Source organism: Gordonia jacobaea (assembly GCF_001186365.1).
Classification (GTDB): Bacteria; Actinomycetota; Actinomycetes; order Mycobacteriales; family Mycobacteriaceae; genus Gordonia; species Gordonia jacobaea.
Genome location: NZ_LDTZ01000016.1, coordinates 154,409 through 171,192 on the forward strand (window position 1 = coordinate 154,409; position 16,784 = coordinate 171,192).

A 16,784-nucleotide genomic window follows, 5' to 3' on the forward strand; every position below is an offset into this window, starting at 1 on the left:
CTCCCTGCGGCCCGGGGCCGAAATCCGGCCCCGGGATGCGGGGTGATGAAGTGAACGCATGAACGACAACAAGCACGACGATGCTGTAGCCGTGCCGACGACAGGTGTGGTGCGCGATCCGGTCGCGGCGTTCGGCGTCGGGGCGATGCGAATCGACGACGGCGTGGTCGTTGCGGAGCAGCAACTCGGCCCACGATTCGCCGACCATCGCGGACTCATCGACCTCCCCGCGTATGCGGTCCTTTTCGACCACATCGGTGGCATCCCGTATCACCGCGCCACAGACTCGCCGTGCATGCAGGCTCGCCTGGTGTTGTCGACGGTCGGCCGGGCAGGACTCACCGACCACCTCACCGGCACCGCGCAACTGCTGATGCACGACGCCAAGGTCGGTGTCACCGAGATCCGCGTCGGCGACGGCACCGAGGACTTCTGTGTCGGCACCGCGCGCAACGTCGCCGTGGGCCGAGCCGTTCCGGACGATTTCGACAACGCCGAGCTGGCGCACGATATCCCGGACGCCGCGTCGCTCGATGCTGTTCTTGCACAACCGATTCCGGATGATCTCGACGGCGAGACCATCGTCGCGCAGATCGCTCGCGGAGAGCGTGACCGTGGTCCGCTCGCCGAGTTGCTCAACGCCACCATCGATGTCGACGGCGCGCCGTCGAACGCCCTGCGACTCGTCGTCGACACGGAGGCATGGATGGGAAACATGTTCGGCACCATGCACGGTGGCGTGATCGGCACCATCGTCGGTGCGGCGTGCTCGCTCGCGGGGCAGCAGAAGGCTCGTGCCGGTCAGGAGTATCGCGTCGGCGATCTCTCGGTGGCGTACTTCCGCTCACCGCCGGTCGACGGCAGTCGCGTGATCGTCGACGTCGAGCCGTTGAAGGTGGGGCGTCGAATCGCGACGTTCTCGACGCGCATGACGGGCCCCGACGGCACGCTGCTCGCCGTCGGCGCCGCGGACATCCACTTCCGCTGAGAAAGCGCTATTCGACGGCGATACCGAGGTGGGCGGCGAACTGCTCGGCAAGCCCGACGGCCTGATGGGCGGTGATCGTCGCGCCCGCAAGCCCTCCCAGATTGCGCACGTTGTTCACGCGCAGGTCGCGGAGATCGACGTCGGTCAGCGTGGCGCGATGGACGTCGAGTGAGGCGACGGTGGTGTCGTCGAAGGCGACACGCGTCAACGTGGCCTCCGAGACGTCCAGTTCGTCGATGACGCACGACCGGAAGATCACGTCGCGGGCCTCGTTGCCGCTGAGGTTGACCAGGCCGAGCTTGCAGTCGGAGATGATCACCGAACGCATCTTTCCGCCGAAGAGGTCGAGCGCGCCGATTCGGCTGTTCTCGATGCGCACGTTGTGCAGCATCGAGCGCGGCGCGAACACGCGTGCGCTGCTCACCTCGTCGAATCTGCTGTCGACGATGCGGACGCCGGTGAGGTCGGCGTCGTCGAGCGACGTGCGCACCACGGAGCACGTCGTGAGCGAGACGTCGCCGAAGTCGACGCCAGCGAGGTCGGTGTCGGCGATCAGAGAAGCCTCGATCGCGTCGCCGACGGCGACATCCTGCGCGTTCAACGGTTCGAGGTGGGGAGTTGGTAGCCGACTGATGCGGGGCGGTCGAATACTCATCGTCGACAAGCCTACGTCGGGGACATGACAGGGCCTCCGAACTGGCCGGATGACAAAAACAAGCAAGCGTGATTGCTTTTTACCGTCGACTGTGTGACGCTGCTTACATGTCGATCGTGGGTGATCTCGTGGCTGACCTCGCCGCCGCAGGAGATGAACTGGACGCGCTGGTGTCGTCGCTCGACGACGCTGCGTGGCACACCGATACTCCGGCGCCGGGGTGGACGGTCGCGCACCAGATTGCGCATCTCTACTGGACGGACAAGGTGGCGCTCCTCGCGGCCACCGACCCCGAAGCCTTCGCCGAGGTAATCGCAGAGGCGATGCGCAACATCGACGGCTTCACCGATGTGACCGCCGAAGAAGGCGCCGCACGCCCCAGGGCCGAGTTGCTCGACGACTGGCGCGCCGCGCGGGCCGCACTGGGGCAGGCACTCGTCGACGTCCCGGACGGCGCGAAGATCCCGTGGTTCGGGCCGCCGATGTCTGCGGCGTCGATGGCCACCGCACGGATGATGGAGACCTGGGCGCACGGACTCGACATCGCCGACGCGCTCGGCGTCGAACTCGAACCGGCCGACAGCATCCGGCACGTCGCTCACATCGGTGTCCGCACGCGTGATTTCGCGTATGCGGTCAACGGGATGACACCGCCGCAGCAGCCCTTCCGGATCGAACTGGTCGCTCCGTCGGGCGAGCTGTGGACGTGGGGACCCGATGATCCCGACGCCGTCGACGGCACCGTGCGCGGGCCCGCCGTCGACTTCTGTCAGCTCGTCACCCAGCGACGTGCACTCGCAGACCTCGACCTGCAACTCGACGGCGAGCGCGCCCGCGAATGGGCCGCAATCGCACAGTGTTTCGCAGGTCCTCCCGGAGCGGGCCGTGCCCCGCGCAACGCCGCAACCTTCTGAACGCCCGAGCACAAGAACTGTCAGCACCGTCGACCATCCGAATCGGAGTAGCGATGACTTCAACCACAAGTCGCACCAGCACCAGCCGATCGAACCGCCCCGTCCGAATCGGCAACGCCTCGGGCTTCTATGGCGATCGCTTCAGCGCAATGCGCGAGATGCTCGAGGGTGGTGAACTCGACTATCTGACAGGCGATTATCTCGCCGAGCTGACCATGCTCATCCTCGGCCGCGATCGCTTGAAGGACCCGAAAACGGGTTACGCCAAGACATTTCTGCGTCAAATGGAGGAGTGCCTCGGGCTCGCCGTCGACAAGGGCGTGCGGATCGTGAGCAATGCGGGTGGCCTCAACCCGCACGGCCTCGCGGTTGCGCTGCGCGAACTGGCGGACAAGCTCGGAGTCGACGCATCGATCGCCTTCGTCGACGGTGACGACATCCTCGACCGCGCAGACGATCTCGGACTCGGCACACCGCTCACGGCAAACGCATACCTCGGTGCGTTCGGCATCAAGTCGGCGCTCGACTCGGGCGCCGACGTCGTCGTCACCGGGCGCATCACCGATGCCTCGCTGACCGTCGGACCCGCAGCGAGCGCATTCGACTGGGAGTACGGCGATCTCGACGCCCTCGCTGGTGCCGTGGTCGCCGGTCACGTGATCGAATGCGGCGCGCAGGCGACGGGCGGCAACTACTCGTTCTTCACGGAGCTGCCCCGGATGGGTCGCCTCGGATTTCCGATTGCGGAGGTCGCGTCCGACGGTACGTCGGTGATCACCAAACATCCGAACACCGGCGGTGCCGTGACGGTGGGAACCGTGACAGCACAATTGCTGTACGAGGTCGGTGGTCCTCGCTACCTCGGACCGGACGTGACCACCCGGCTCGACACCATCACGCTGCGTTCCGACGGTGAGGATCGAGTCGCCATCAGTGGTGTCAAGGGCGAGGCGCCGCCCGAGACCGTCAAGGTCTCGCTCAACCATCTCGCAGGCATCCGCAACGAGATCACCGTCGCGATCACCGGACTCGACATCGAGGACAAGGCCGAACTGTTCCGCGATCAGTTCCGCGCAGAGCTCGCGTCGGTGCCCGAGCAGATGTCGTGGGAGTTGGCACGACTCGACCGACCCGACGCGCAGAGCGAGGAACAGGCGACGGCGCTGCTGCGCTGCGTTGCCCGCGACACCGATCCCGAGAAGGTCGGCAGAGCGTTCAGCAACACCGCAGTCGAACTGGCGCTGGCGACCTTCCCCGGGTTCACGATGCTCGCACCACCCGGAAAGGGTTCTCCGTTCGGCGTTTTCGAGCCGGGTTACGTCGACGCGAAGCTCGTCGACCATCGCGTGTCCTTCGCCGACGGCGTGAGCGAGAGCATCGAACCGAGTCCACTGCGTACCCAGGTGCCCGCAGACGAACCCGAACCGCGCAGCGTCGTCGACGTCGACGATCCCGGGCCCACCGCGGCGTCGCCACTCGGTCTGGTGGCCGGAGCGCGCAGCGGCGACAAGGGCGGCAGCGCCAACATCGGTGTGTGGGTGCGCAACCCGGAACACTTCGACTGGCTCGACGCGACACTCGACGTCGACCTGATCAAGAAGCTTCTCCCGGAGATCGCCGACCTCGAGGTCAAGCGCTTCCGGCTGCCGAACCTGTCAGCGCTGAACTTCGTCATCGAGGGTGTGCTCGGACGCGGTGTCGCCGACAATGTGCGTTTCGATCCGCAAGCCAAGGGAATGGGCGAATGGCTGCGTTCGCGACCCGTGCCCATTCCGCTGAGCTTCGTCGCCGAGACATCCTCTACCGCGCCATCATCCGAGTCATCGGAAAGGAACTGACCTGTGCCACTAATAGATCCGCAGTGGGAGACGTCGGAACGACGCGCTCTGCGTGACGCGGTCAACGGATTCGTCGAAAGGCACGTGCTGCCTTACCAGGATGAGTGGGAACGCGAGGGCTTGCTTCCCCGCGAACTACACTCCGAAGCAGCCAAACTCGGCCTCTTCGGACTGGGGATCGACGAATCGTTCGGTGGTAGTGGTGGCGATCTCATCGATGCGTCGATCCTGGGCGAAGAGTTCCACTATGCGGGTGGTGCCGCGGGCGTCTTCGCCTCCTTGTTCACGCACGGAATCGCGTTGCCTCACCTGATCGCCGCCGGCGATCCCGACCAGATCGACCGATGGGTGCGGCCGACGCTCGCCGGCGAGAAGATCGGCAGCCTTGCGATCACCGAGCCGGGCGGCGGAAGCGACGTCGCACATCTGACGACGCGGGCACAGCGCGATGGCGACGAGTTCGTCGTCAACGGCGCCAAGACCTACATCACCTCCGCGGTGCGAGCCGACTTCGTGGTCACCGCGGTACGCACGGGCGGACCAGGCGCCTCGGGGGTCTCGCTTCTCGTGATCGAGAAGGACACACCGGGTTTCACCGTGACGCGCAAGCTCGACAAGATGGGTTGGCGCAGTTCGGATACCGCGGAGTTGGCCTTCGTCGACGTACGCGTTCCGGTGGCCAACCTCGTCGGCGCCGAGAACAGCGGCTTCGCCCAGATCGCAGCGGCTTTCGTGACCGAACGATCGGCACTCGCCGTGCAGGCGTACGCGAGTGCGCAACGCTGCCTCGACCTCACCCTCGACTGGACGCGCGAACGTGAGACCTTCGGCAAGCCGCTCGCTGCCCGACAGTCGGTGCAGGACACGCTGACCGAGATGGCACGCCGCATCGACGTCGCGCGGACCTACTCGCGGGGAGTCGTCAACCGGAAGGTTGCCTCCGACGACGACCTCATTGCCGAGGTGTGCTTTGCGAAGAACACGGCTGTGGAGACCGGGGAGTGGGTTGCCGACAAGGCTGTTCAGCTCTTCGGCGGCCTCGGCTATATGACGGGCACCGAAGTCGAGCGTCAATATCGCGACATGCGCATCCTGGGGATCGGTGGGGGAACCACCGAGATTCTGACCGGACTCGCGGCAAAACGACTCGGCTACATCGCACAGGGGAGCACACGATGACCGCATTGCGTTCGACGATCGACCCGACGAGTGACGACTTCACCGCCGCGCGCGACTCGATGATGGAGAAGCTCGACCAGATACACGGTGAACTCGACAAGGCGCTCGCGGGCGGCGGTGAAAAATACGTCGAGCGGCATCGCAAGCGCGGCAAGATGACTGCCCGGGAACGCATCGAGATGCTGCTCGATGAAGACTCGGACTTCCTCGAACTGTGTCCGCTCGCGGCATACGGGTCGAACTTCCACGTCGGAGCGTCGGTCGTCGTGGGTATCGGCGTCGTCGAAGGGGTCGAATGTCTCGTCGTCGCCAGTGACCCTACGGTCAAGGGCGGGACATCGAATCCGTGGACGCTGCGTAAGACGTTGCGCGCCAACGATATCGCCATGCAGAACAGACTCCCGGTGATCTCGCTCGTCGAGTCGGGTGGTGCCGATCTACCGACGCAGAAAGAGGTGTTCGTTCCCGGCGGTCGGATGTTCCGTGACCTGACACGGCTGTCGGCAGCGGGGATTCCGACGATCGCGTTGGTCTTCGGAAACTCCACGGCCGGCGGGGCATACGTCCCGGGCATGAGCGATCACGTCGTGATGATCGACGGCCGTTCCAAGGTGTTCCTCGGCGGACCGCCGCTGGTGAAGATGGCCACCGGCGAGGAAAGCGACGACGAGTCCCTCGGTGGCGCTCAGATGCATGCGCGTACTTCGGGTCTGGCCGACTACTACGCCGCAGACGAACAGGATGCGATCCGGATCGGGCGTCGGATCGTGTCGCGGCTCAACTGGACCAAGGCCGGTGGGCAACCGCGCGCACAGGTGCGGGAACCGCGCTACGACCCCGAAGAACTCCTCGGTATCGTCCCACCCGATCTCAAGATCCCGTTCAACCCGCGCGACGTGATCGCGCGGGTCGTCGACGACAGTGATTTCGACGAGTTCAAGCCCGAATACGGCAACTCGTTGTGTACGGGGTGGGCCGACATCCACGGTTATCCCGTCGGCATCCTGGCCAACGCGCAAGGCGTGCTGTTCAGCCAGGAGGCGCAGAAGGCCACGCAGTTCATCGAACTCGCCAATCGCTCGAATACGCCACTGCTGTTCCTGCACAACACAACCGGCTACATGGTCGGTAAGGAGTACGAGCAGAACGGCATCATCAAGCACGGGGCGATGATGATCAACGCGGTGTCGAATTCGAAGGTGCCGCATTTGTCGGTGCTGATGGGCGCCAGTTACGGGGCGGGTCACTACGGAATGTGTGGGCGCGCATACGATCCGCGGTTCCTGTTCGCCTGGCCGAGCGCGAAGTCGGCGGTGATGGGAGCCGCGCAACTGGCAGGCGTCATCTCGATCGTCTCGCGCGCGGCGACCGAGGCGCGTGGCGGCACGGTCGACGAGGCCGCGGACGCGGGGATGCGGCAGATGATCGAGGCGCAGATCGAAGCCGAGTCGGTGCCTGCGTTCTTGTCGGGCATGCTCTACGACGACGGCGTGATCGATCCGCGTGACACGAGAACTGTTCTGGGGCTGTGCTTGTCGGCGATCCATAACGGTCCGGTCGAGGGGACGTCGAATTTCGGCGTCTTCCGGATGTGAGGTGTGAGATGACAGAACAACATTCAACGATCACCTCGGTACTCGTCGCCAATCGCGGCGAGATCGCGCGACGCGTGTTCGCGACCTGTCGTCAGATGGGCATCGGGACCGTCGCGGTCTACTCCGATCCGGACGCCGATGCGCCGCACGTTGCCGCAGCCGATGTCGCTGTGGCGCTTCCGGGATCGACGTCGGCAGAGACCTATCTGCGTGGCGACAAGATTATCGAGGCCGCCAAGCTCGCGGGCGCGGATGCGATTCATCCCGGCTACGGATTCCTCTCGGAGAACGCCGAGTTCGCGCAATCGGTGATCGACGCGGGACTGACCTGGATCGGGCCGCCGCCCGGCGCGATCGACGCGATGGGATCAAAGGTCAACGCCAAGAAGTTGATGGCCGACGCCGGCGTGCCGGTCCTCGGCGACATCGACCCTGCCGCCGTCACCGAGAGCGACCTGCCACTGCTGATCAAGGCGTCTGCGGGCGGCGGTGGACGCGGTATGCGGATCGTACGGTCGGTCGACGAGTTGGCCGAGCAGGTTGCCGCCGCCGAACGCGAAGCGGCGTCGGCGTTCGGTGATCCGACAGTCTTCTGTGAGCCGTATGTCGAACGGGGACATCACATCGAGGTGCAGGTGCTCGCAGACGAGCACGGCGCGGTCTGGGCTGTCGGAGAGCGGGAATGCTCGATCCAGCGCCGTCACCAGAAGGTGATCGAGGAGGCGCCCGCGCCTCTCGTCGAACGGATCGGCGGAGATCTCCGCGAACGCCTCTACGACGCCGCGAGGAAGGCCGTGTCGGCGATCGGCTACACGGGTGCGGGAACCGTCGAGTTCCTCGCCGACGAGACCGGTCGCTTCTACTTCCTGGAGACCAATACGCGTCTGCAGGTGGAACACCCGGTCACGGAGTTGACGACCGGGACCGACCTCGTGGCCTGGCAACTGCGCGTCGCGATGGGTGAGCACCTCGACGTCGAGGAGCCCGGAACTCGCGGACACGCGATCGAGGTGCGCCTCTACGCCGAGGACCCTTCTGCGGGATGGCAACCGCAGTCGGGAACCATGCACCGCATCGAGCTCGACGCACAATCGCATTTCGGACCACTCGACCGTCCGGGCGTGCGTGTGGACGCGGGTATCGAATCAGGCTCGGAGATCTCGACGTTCTACGACCCGATGCTGGCCAAGGTCATCAGTTGGGCGCCGACACGTGGTCGTGCCGCTGCGATTCTCGCCAGAACGCTGTCCGACGCGGCGCTCCACGGCCCGACGACCAACCGCGACATGCTGGTGAACACCCTGCGGGAGTCGACATTCGTCAGTGGCGACACCGACACCGGATATCTCGAGCAGATCGGCCTCGACGTCTTGTCGACGCCGCTGGCCGACGAGTCGACGGTGACGCTGGCCGCTGTAGCCGCGACGCTGGCGGAGGTGGCCGTCAACCGGGAACGCGCCCGCGTTCAACGAAGTCTGCCAGCAGGCTGGCGGAACATGCCGTCGCAGTACTCGCGCAAGATCTTCCGCACCGACGACGACGTCGAGCACGAGGTCCGATACCGGTGCACGCGTAGTGGTGGCGTCGAGCTTCCCGACCTCGCCGACACCGAGGTGGTGTCGGCGAGCACAGGGCAGGTCGTTCTCTCCCACAACGGGATTCGACGGACCTTCGACGTCGCGCGATACGGCGACGACGTCTACGTCGACACAGCCGGGGCGTCGGTGCACTTCCGGCGGCCACCGCGCTTCGTCGATCCCAGCGCAGTCGCGCGACCGGGTTCGCTCCTCGCGCCGATGCCGGGTTCGGTGATCCGCGTTGCGGTTTCCGAGGGCGACCGCGTTACAGCCGGTCAGCCGTTGATCTGGCTCGAGGCGATGAAGATGGAGCACACCGTCGCGGCGCCCGCCGACGGTGTTGTCAGCACGCTCGCCGTCGAACCGGGACGCCAGCTCGCCGTCGGTGACGTGCTCGCGATCATCACCGATGAGGCCGACAGCGACAGCGCCACAGAGCATTCCAGCACACTCACACCTCAGGAGACATCCGCATGAGCTTCGTCGAAACGGCCGAACGGGCCGATCTGCGTGCCTCGGTGGCCGCACTGGCCACCAAGTACGGGCAGGACTACTTCCGCGAGTGCGCCCGCGAGGGCCGAAAGACCGACGAGTTGTGGTCGGAGGCAGGCAAGCTGGGCTTCATCGGGGTGAATCTTCCCGAGGAGTACGGCGGTGGCGGCGCAGGCATGTACGAGTTGTCGATCGTGATGGAGGAGATCGCAGCGGCGGGCACCGGCCTGCTGATGCTGGTTGTCTCACCGGCTATCTGCGGCAACATCATTGCGCGGTTCGGCACCGACGAGCAGCGCGACCGGTGGCTGCCGGGGCTTGCCGACGGATCGATCACCATGGCCTTCGGTATCACCGAGCCCGACGCGGGGTCGAACTCGCACCAGATCACCACCACGGCGTCGCGCGACGGGTCGGACTGGGTTCTCAACGGGCGCAAGGTGTACATCTCCGGAGTCGATCAGGCAGATGCTGTGCTCATCGTCGGTCGGAGCGAGGATGCGAAGACCGGCAAGTTGCGGCCCGCGCTGTTCATCGTGCCCACGGACGCACCGGGGTTCGAATACAAGATGATCGACATGGAACTGGTGAACCCGGAAAAGCAGTTCGGGCTCTACCTCGACGATGTGCGCCTGCCTGCTGACGCACTCGTCGGCTCCCCGGACGCGGCACTGAGCCAACTCTTCGCCGGTCTGAACCCAGAACGCATCATGGCTGCGGCGTCCGCGGTGGGGATGGGACGTTTCGCGCTGGGCAAAGCCGTCGACTACGTGAAAGAGCGCACGGTCTGGAAGACCCCGATCGGCGCGCACCAGGCAATTGCACATCCGCTGGCGCAGGGGAAGATTGAACTCGAGATGGCCAAGCTCATGATGCAGAAGGCCGCCACACTCTACGACGCGGGTGACGACTGGGGTGCTGCCGAGCCGGCCAACATGGCGAAGTATGCGGCCGCCGAGGCGTGCGTCAAGATCGTCGACCAAGCTGTTCAGTCAATGGGTGGCAACGGTCTGACAACCGAATACGGTGTGGCGCCGCTGCTTTCGCTCGCACGGATTGCGCGTGTGGCACCGGTCAGTCGCGAGATGGTGCTGAACTTCGTTGCGCAGACCAGCCTCGGACTGCCGAAGTCGTACTGACACCTCTATTTCCGATCCGCCATTCACATCAGACCAAACTCTGCCCGAGGACCACAGGAAGGCGCAGGTCGATGACCGCCACAGACAGCGAAGTCGTACACATCGGGATCGACGCCGGCGTCATGACGCTCACACTCGACTCGCCGGGCAACCGCAATGCGTTGAGTCGCGCGCTCGTGACCCAACTGTCGTCGGGGCTGACGAGGGCGGCGACCGACGAGGACGTGCGGGCCGTCGTGCTGACACATGCGGGCGGAACCTTCTGTGCGGGCGCTGATCTCGGCGAGGCGCTCAAGCGTGGCGCCTCTGCCGAGGAGGCGTCTGCCGAGGCGACGTCGTCGATGGTCGAGTTGATGAGCACGATCCTCGAGCTGCCGAAACCGGTGATCGGACACGTGGACGGGCATGTCAGGGCAGGAGGTTTCGGTCTGCTCGGTGCCACCGACATCGCACTCGCCGGACCGAAGAGCACCTTCGCGCTGACCGAGACACGGCTCGGCCTTGCACCATCGGTGATCTCGCTCGTGCTGGTGCCGAAGATGACGGCTCGAGGTGCTAGTCGATACTTCCTGACCGGGGAGAAGTTCGACGCCTCGATCGCGGCGTCGATCGGAGTCGTCACTCAAGCCTGTGACAGCACAGAGGCTCTCGCGCAGTCACTGGGGGAGATCCTCGACGGTATCCGACGTGCGTCGCCGGTCGGACTCGCCGCGTCGAAGGAACTCACCACCGCGACGGTGCGCGACGAGTTCGCGCGGTTGGCGCAGCGTCGTGCGCAGGAATCGGCGGCATTGTTCTCGGGTGACGACGCACGGGCGGGGATGGAAGCGTTTCTGTCGAAGCGTCGGCCGCCGTGGGATCTGACCGTCACGCAAGCCGACACCGGGGCAACGAGAACATGACGTCTCCGCGTACGACGGCAAACCGTGAACCCCGGCAGGAGCGCTCGCGCCAAACGCGGGAACGGCTGCTGCGCTCGGCCATACAGGTTCTGGCTCACGAGGGATGGGCGTCGGCCACGGTGGCCGCGGTCGCCCAGCGCGCGGGGGTGTCCAGGGGTGCTGCGCAGCACCACTTTCCCACACGCGAGGCATTGATCTCGGCGACGCTCGAGCAGATCTTCGACGACCTCACCCTCAACGCCGACACGTTGATCCGGCCCGACGCGGACGAGTCACGGCGCGTGCGGATCGCGGTCGAACAGGCCGTGAGTATTTACACCGGGACCGAATTCAAGGCTTCGTTGCAGATCTGGGCGGCGGCCGCGTCGGATCCCGCGCTGCGCGAACTGATTCTGCCGATGGAGGCCAAGTTCGCCCGAGCGGCGCATCGGGTGACTGTTGCCGCGCTCGACCCCGATGGCACGAATCCCCGGGCGCACCGTGCTGCACAGGTGACGCTCGACCTCGCTCGCGGTCTCGGACTCGCGGACACGCTGTCGGACGATTCACGACGCCGCGCGCAGGTGGTCGACACCTGGGTGGAGATGGTCACCGATGCGCTCGACGTCGACTCTCAGGACAGGTGAGATCAGCGGACCGGCTCGTCGTGCAGTCGGTTGCTCGTGCCGCGTGTGCCGAGCCAGTACACGCCCGCTGAGAGCGCGGTCATCCCGATGAACACGACGACCACGCCGAGCGTCATCGACAGGTACCCCTGGCTTCGTGGATCGATGAACGGGTACGGGTACCAGTCGACGATGGGACCTCGCGTCAAGGTGTAGATGCCATAGAAGAGTGGAAAAGCCAACCACGTCAACCAGGACAGGGCGGGCAGCGACCTGGGTCGGAAGAGTGCCCAGTCGAGGAGTAGAACGAGCGGGATCAGGCGGTGCAGCACGGTGTTGGTCCACTCGCCGGAGAGATTGACGTCGATGTCCGACAACAGAAGTGCGTAGACGATCGCGGTGATCAGCATCGCGGTGGTGACGCCGCCGCGAAACCACTGCCACCACAACCCGGTTGGTGCCAACAGTGCACCGCCGAGGAGCACGATCGCCGCGGCCACGTTGCTCAGGATTGTGAAGTAGCTGAAGTAGTTGGCGAAGCCGAAACCGTCGGACGCGGTGACCGGGACGTACGCGATCGCAGCGATGCCAACGGCAGCGGCCACGAAGCGAAGGATGCGGATCCACACCTGACGGTCACCTCTGCTCACACCTCGCATTGTGCCAGTCGGGCTTTCTGTATCGGACGGGAGATGCGGCTAGATTCGTTACATGATTCGCAACGTGGTGGTGGGTCGGCTGCGGTCAGCGGACGGCGATGCGGCCGAGAGTGATCGCAGGCAACTCGACGAGGGGCTGGCCGGAATCGGTGCGCTGCAATTACCGGGCCTGCTGGCGAACCGTGTCGGCTTGGATGTGGGATTACGTGCTGGCGGTTGGAGTTTCGCGATCACCAACGACTGGGTCGACACCGATGCCTATCGGCGCTACGACGCTGATCCCGAACACAACCGCTACCGCGCGATGATCGTGGAGGTCTGCGAGCAGGTCGCCCGAGTGCAGTTCGAGATCTAGTCGCTCGGTGTCGATGCGCGACGCCGCGTGCTGCGTTGTGCGAGCGCGCCGTCGACCTGTGCTGTGATCGCGTCGCGGATGTCGAAGTCGGCGGAGTGGCCGGCCCAGTCGGGTAGTAGTCGGCTGACCGTCGGAAACTCGGTGAGGTCGCTGTCGTCGATGGATTGGTGCCATGACACCTCGTCGGGGGACCGCCTGGAAAGCGTGTCCTGCCACTGCAATTCCGAGGCGACGAGGTACCAGACGGCTCGCCAGGTGTCCAGCGCTGCGCCGTCGTCGAGCCCGAGTTCGGATGCGGCCGAGAGGAAGGCGTCGGCGAGGGCAAGTGCAGGCGTGCCGACGATGATGCCCTCGCGCAGGATCGACACGACCCACCCTATGCTGCGCATCTTCTCGTACATGTCGACCGCAACGGCGATCATGCGGTCACGAGGAGCGCCCGTCGGTTCGGCCCACGGGATGCGCGCCGCGACGTCGTTGAGTGCCAGACCGAGCAGTGCTGCCTTGTTCGGAACGTAGTTGTAGAGCGTCATCGGCTTGGTGCCCATGTCGGAGGCAAGGCGTCGCATGCTCAACGACTGCGGACCGTCCTGCTCGAGGATGCGGATGGCTGCCTCGACAATCTCGTCGAGTTGGAGGGACCGGGCTGCAGGCATCGTCCCATCATCCCATCGCCGTGCTCTTGGCGAGGTGACGCTGAGACGCTACGATCACGTACTAGTACGTAAACGTACGCGTACGTAAACAGATCCGAGCCGCGGGAAGAGGCGATTCAATGGCAGATCAGGAGACGGCTCGGGTTGCACATGGTCGTGTTGCGCAGGGTCGCGGTGCACTCATGGCCACCGTGTTCCTGCTGCAATTCCTTGTGGCGATGGACATTTCGCTCGTCAACATCGCGCTGCCCGCCATGCGCGCCGATCTCGGATTCACCGACGCGGGTTTGCAGTGGGTGGTCACCGCGTACCTGTTGACCTTCGCAGGGTTCATGCTCCTCGGCGGGAGGATCGGCGATCTGTGGGGGCGTCGAACCTCGGTTCTCGTCGGGTTGTCCGTCTTCGCGGTGGCGAGCATCGTCGGCGGATGTGCCGGGAGCGCAGGGGTTCTCGTCGCCGCGCGGGCGGTGCAGGGTGTCGCGGGAGCGCTGTTGGCTCCGGCGTCGTTGGCGCTGGTGGCCACCATCGACGACCCAGCCGTTCGCGCACGGGCGATGGGCCTGTGGGGTGGTGCCGGTGCAGCGGGAGGTGCGCTGGGCGTGGTGCTCAGCGGGGTGCTCACGCAGTGGTGGTCGTGGCGAGCGGTTCTCCTCGTCAACGTCCCGATCATCGTCATCGCGATGGTCGCTGCGCTGCGCGGAATCTCGCGTCGCGACGTCGGACGTACCACGCGGCTCGATGTTCCCGGCGCGGTCACCGTGACCCTCGGCGTTGCTGCCCTTGTCTATGCCGTGAGCGCTGGTGGCGATCGCGGGTGGGGATCGTGGCAGGCAGTCGGCGGATTCGTCGCCGCTGCAGTGCTATTGGCGATCTTCGTGGCGATCGAGCGATCGGCGTCGCATCCGTTGATGCCTCCGGGCCTGATGCGAAAACGAAGCGTGCTGGGCGCCAACGTGTTCGGATTCATGGTCGCCGCGGGGCAACTCGCCGCCTTCTACTTCTGCTCGCTCTATATCCAAACCGTATGGGGTGTCGAGAGTGCGCTGACGGGAGTGCTCTTCCTACCGTTCTGCGTCTTCGTCGTCGTGGGAATCTCGGTGGCACAACGACTTTCCGCGCGCATCGGAGCGCGGATGGCGATCGTGGCTTTCGGTATTGTTGCCGCCATTGGCCTCGGGCTGTTCGCGACGATGCCTGCGCAATTCGACTTCTGGCTCGGAATCCTGCTGCCGTCCGCGGTGACGGCTGTCGGGATCGGCGGCTCGATGGTGCTGATCGGAGCGGTCGCAACCGAAGGGGTGTCACCCGACGACGTCGGCGTGGCCTCGGGCGTGGTGAACAGTTCGCGGCAACTCGGCGGCACCATCGGACTGGCAGTCCTGGTGGCCGTGGCCAGCGGGTACGCGGTGCCGCGCGAGGGTTTTCAGGCGGGCTTCCTGCTCGGCGCGGTCCTGCTGGTGGTCGGGAGCCTCGCGGCGTGGCTCATCCTGCCGCGGCGTCGGAGACGCGATTCCGCGGGAGCGTCGGCGTAGCGCACGGTCGGCGTTCTAGAGCGCACGGTCGACGGTTTGGAGTGCCCAGTCGACGGTTTGGAGCGCACGGTCGAAGCTATAAGGCGCCCAGTCGATCCCGTGTCAGTTCTTCCGCGCGGCGATGACGTGGGCGGTGGCGGCGGGGTCGGGGCGGTGTCCCACGGACTCGGGGACGCGTACGAGTTCGGCGCCGCTGATCGCTTCGGCCAGGCGTGGCGCGGCCGCTTCGAGGAGCGGGAAGGTGTCGGAGCCGAGGAGGATCGTGACCGGCATGGTGATGGTGAGCATCTGCGGGGTCGGTTGCGAGAGGTCGCGCGCGAGCGTCGCGTCGTAGACCACCGACTGTGCGATCGCCAGCAGGCCGTCGAACATCGGACTGTCCCGGATCTGCTCGACGATCGCGGGTGGGAGGCCGACGCCTTCGAGTTGGAACGTCGTCACGGCGTCGGCGCGCCGGCCGTCGTCGACCATCTGTTGGAGTCTGTCGGGGAGGTCGTTTGCGGGGTCGTCCTCGCCGAAGCGGAACGGAGGTTCGGAGAGGAAGAGGTGGTCGATCGGTACGCCCCGCGACGCGGCGAACAGTGCGAGGATCGCGCCCGACGAGTGCCCGAGTACGGCGGCTCTGCCGCCGGTTGCGGAGATGACGGCGGCCAGATCCTCGGCCTCGCGCTCCGGCGAGTACGGCCGGGTGTCGCCACTGTCTCCACGGGCGCGTCGATCGAAGACGACGCCGGTGAAGCCCGCGTCGGCGAGTGCCTGCGCCAGCGGCGCGGCGTCGGACGCTTTCGACATCGCACCGTTGACCACGACGACCACGGGGCCGGCGCCAATCGTGTCGTACGCGATGGGTGTGCCGTCTTCAGATGTGACGTGGGCCATATCACCATTCAACCAAAATCAGCCCCGCTCGACGTCGAGGAGATACTCGCGGAGACGATCGCGGTGCCTGCTCACCCACCAGACACCGAACCGATGTGCGCCGTACCAGATCGCCGCGGTGACCAGGACAGCCAGCATCGCGCACAGCGCGAACTCGGTGTCGGTCTGTGCGGTGTCCCATCCCTGGCGGTTCGTGAGCTTCCAGATGGCGACCGGAGCGACGACGATCAGGGCGAACGCGAGCGGGAAGATCAGGTTCGGCATGGCGATCAACAGCCCCCAGCGGACGATCACCTGACGGAAACGCCGCCTGTTCTGCCAGCGCCACCGGAGAGAGCGCTGATGGTAGGGAAACGTGACGCCGACCAGGCCGCTCACCGCGAGCGCACCGAAAGGCACCACCGCGACCGCGAGTATGACCTCGATGGCGAACCGCCAGTGCGTGTGTTGCGTCAGCGCGATTGCCACCGCGATGACGGTGCACAGCGGACCGATGATCAACCAGACAGCCAGAACCTTCGCGCGCAGCAGTGCGGTGAGTTCGGCGGGATCGTCGATCGCGGCGAGAGCTCGTTCCGGGTCGCTGGTCAGTACGTTGGTGACGAACGCGTCGGTGTACATCCATCCCGCGAGCGCATACGGCAGACCCTCAGGACCGGTGAAGGTGAAGAACCACGATCGGGGGACGACGTACCAGAGGAACAGCACGATCGCTGCGCTCGACGCCACGGACAACAGGAGATCGCCGGGATGCCGCACGATATGCGTGACTTCGGCTCGGATCGCGGCACGCGTGGTGGGTGTGACCGCCTGCATGCG

At 65.6% G+C, this 16,784-nt stretch carries 16 protein-coding genes; 11 read left to right on the forward strand and 5 right to left on the reverse strand.

Features of this window, described 5'->3' with window-relative positions:
• Window positions 1-58 precede the first annotated feature (58 nt).
• The gene (locus ABW18_RS09540) at window positions 59-988 is read left to right on the forward strand and encodes a PaaI family thioesterase (RefSeq protein WP_049698768.1); all 930 of its coding nucleotides are present in this window, start codon (window positions 59-61) and stop codon (window positions 986-988) included.
• Between the two features lie 7 nt (window positions 989-995).
• Here ABW18_RS09540 and ABW18_RS09545 read toward each other — a convergent pair whose 3' ends face one another.
• Window positions 996-1,643 (reverse strand): pentapeptide repeat-containing protein, encoded by a 648-nt coding sequence (locus ABW18_RS09545; RefSeq protein ID WP_049698769.1) that lies wholly within the window; start codon window positions 1,641-1,643, stop codon window positions 996-998.
• Between the two features lie 107 nt (window positions 1,644-1,750).
• Between ABW18_RS09545 and ABW18_RS09550 the strand changes: the two genes are divergently transcribed.
• The 8 genes from ABW18_RS09550 to ABW18_RS09585 all read left to right on the forward strand — a co-directional run bounded on the left by ABW18_RS09550 (window position 1,751) and on the right by ABW18_RS09585 (window position 11,905).
• Window positions 1,751-2,557: a TIGR03084 family metal-binding protein gene (locus ABW18_RS09550; protein ID WP_049698770.1), complete on the forward strand. Its 807-nt coding sequence runs from the start codon at window positions 1,751-1,753 to the stop codon at window positions 2,555-2,557.
• 53 nt (window positions 2,558-2,610) lie between these two features.
• A complete protein-coding gene (locus tag ABW18_RS09555; RefSeq protein ID WP_049698771.1) occupies window positions 2,611-4,395 on the forward strand; it encodes an acyclic terpene utilization AtuA family protein in 1,785 nt (594 codons plus the stop codon).
• 3 nt (window positions 4,396-4,398) lie between these two features.
• Window positions 4,399-5,574 (forward strand): acyl-CoA dehydrogenase family protein, encoded by a 1,176-nt coding sequence (locus tag ABW18_RS09560; RefSeq protein WP_049698772.1) that lies wholly within the window; start codon window positions 4,399-4,401, stop codon window positions 5,572-5,574.
• Window positions 5,571-7,169 (forward strand): acyl-CoA carboxylase subunit beta, encoded by a 1,599-nt coding sequence (locus ABW18_RS09565; protein WP_049698773.1) that lies wholly within the window; start codon window positions 5,571-5,573, stop codon window positions 7,167-7,169. Before ABW18_RS09560 ends, ABW18_RS09565 begins: the two co-directional genes overlap by 4 nt.
• A gap of 8 nt (window positions 7,170-7,177) precedes the next feature.
• Window positions 7,178-9,223, forward strand: a complete 2,046-nt coding sequence (locus tag ABW18_RS09570; RefSeq protein WP_049698774.1) for an acetyl/propionyl/methylcrotonyl-CoA carboxylase subunit alpha — start codon at window positions 7,178-7,180, stop codon at window positions 9,221-9,223.
• A complete protein-coding gene (locus ABW18_RS09575) occupies window positions 9,220-10,377 on the forward strand; it encodes an acyl-CoA dehydrogenase family protein (RefSeq protein WP_005206603.1) in 1,158 nt (385 codons plus the stop codon). Before ABW18_RS09570 ends, ABW18_RS09575 begins: the two co-directional genes overlap by 4 nt.
• Before the next feature lie 71 nt (window positions 10,378-10,448).
• Window positions 10,449-11,279, forward strand: coding sequence for an enoyl-CoA hydratase family protein (locus ABW18_RS09580; protein WP_049698775.1), 831 nt, complete (start codon window positions 10,449-10,451; stop codon window positions 11,277-11,279).
• A complete protein-coding gene (locus tag ABW18_RS09585) occupies window positions 11,276-11,905 on the forward strand; it encodes a TetR/AcrR family transcriptional regulator (protein ID WP_049698776.1) in 630 nt (209 codons plus the stop codon). Before ABW18_RS09580 ends, ABW18_RS09585 begins: the two co-directional genes overlap by 4 nt.
• A gap of 2 nt (window positions 11,906-11,907) precedes the next feature.
• Here the strand turns inward: ABW18_RS09585 and ABW18_RS09590 are convergent, their stop codons facing one another.
• Window positions 11,908-12,534 (reverse strand): Pr6Pr family membrane protein, encoded by a 627-nt coding sequence (locus ABW18_RS09590; protein ID WP_231894191.1) that lies wholly within the window; start codon window positions 12,532-12,534, stop codon window positions 11,908-11,910.
• A 61-nt stretch (window positions 12,535-12,595) separates the two neighbouring features.
• On the opposite strand from ABW18_RS09590, the gene ABW18_RS09595 reads away from it, so the two are divergent.
• Complete coding sequence (locus tag ABW18_RS09595) at window positions 12,596-12,898, forward strand: Dabb family protein (RefSeq protein ID WP_049698778.1); 303 nt, start codon at window positions 12,596-12,598, stop codon at window positions 12,896-12,898.
• On the opposite strand, the gene ABW18_RS09600 is transcribed toward ABW18_RS09595, so the two are convergent.
• Window positions 12,895-13,554 (reverse strand): TetR/AcrR family transcriptional regulator, encoded by a 660-nt coding sequence (locus tag ABW18_RS09600; RefSeq protein WP_049698779.1) that lies wholly within the window; start codon window positions 13,552-13,554, stop codon window positions 12,895-12,897. The two genes, ABW18_RS09595 and ABW18_RS09600, sit on opposite strands and share 4 nt — an antisense overlap.
• Window positions 13,555-13,673: 119 nt before the next feature.
• Between ABW18_RS09600 and ABW18_RS09605 the strand changes: the two genes are divergently transcribed.
• Complete coding sequence (locus ABW18_RS09605; RefSeq protein WP_049698780.1) at window positions 13,674-15,086, forward strand: MFS transporter; 1,413 nt, start codon at window positions 13,674-13,676, stop codon at window positions 15,084-15,086.
• Between the two features lie 102 nt (window positions 15,087-15,188).
• Here the strand turns inward: ABW18_RS09605 and ABW18_RS09610 are convergent, their stop codons facing one another.
• Both ABW18_RS09610 and ABW18_RS09615 read right to left on the reverse strand, forming a co-directional pair.
• Window positions 15,189-15,965, reverse strand: a complete 777-nt coding sequence (locus tag ABW18_RS09610; protein WP_049698781.1) for an alpha/beta fold hydrolase — start codon at window positions 15,963-15,965, stop codon at window positions 15,189-15,191.
• An 18-nt stretch (window positions 15,966-15,983) separates the two neighbouring features.
• Window positions 15,984-16,781 (reverse strand): hypothetical protein, encoded by a 798-nt coding sequence (locus ABW18_RS09615; protein WP_049698782.1) that lies wholly within the window; start codon window positions 16,779-16,781, stop codon window positions 15,984-15,986.
• Window positions 16,782-16,784 lie beyond the last annotated feature (3 nt).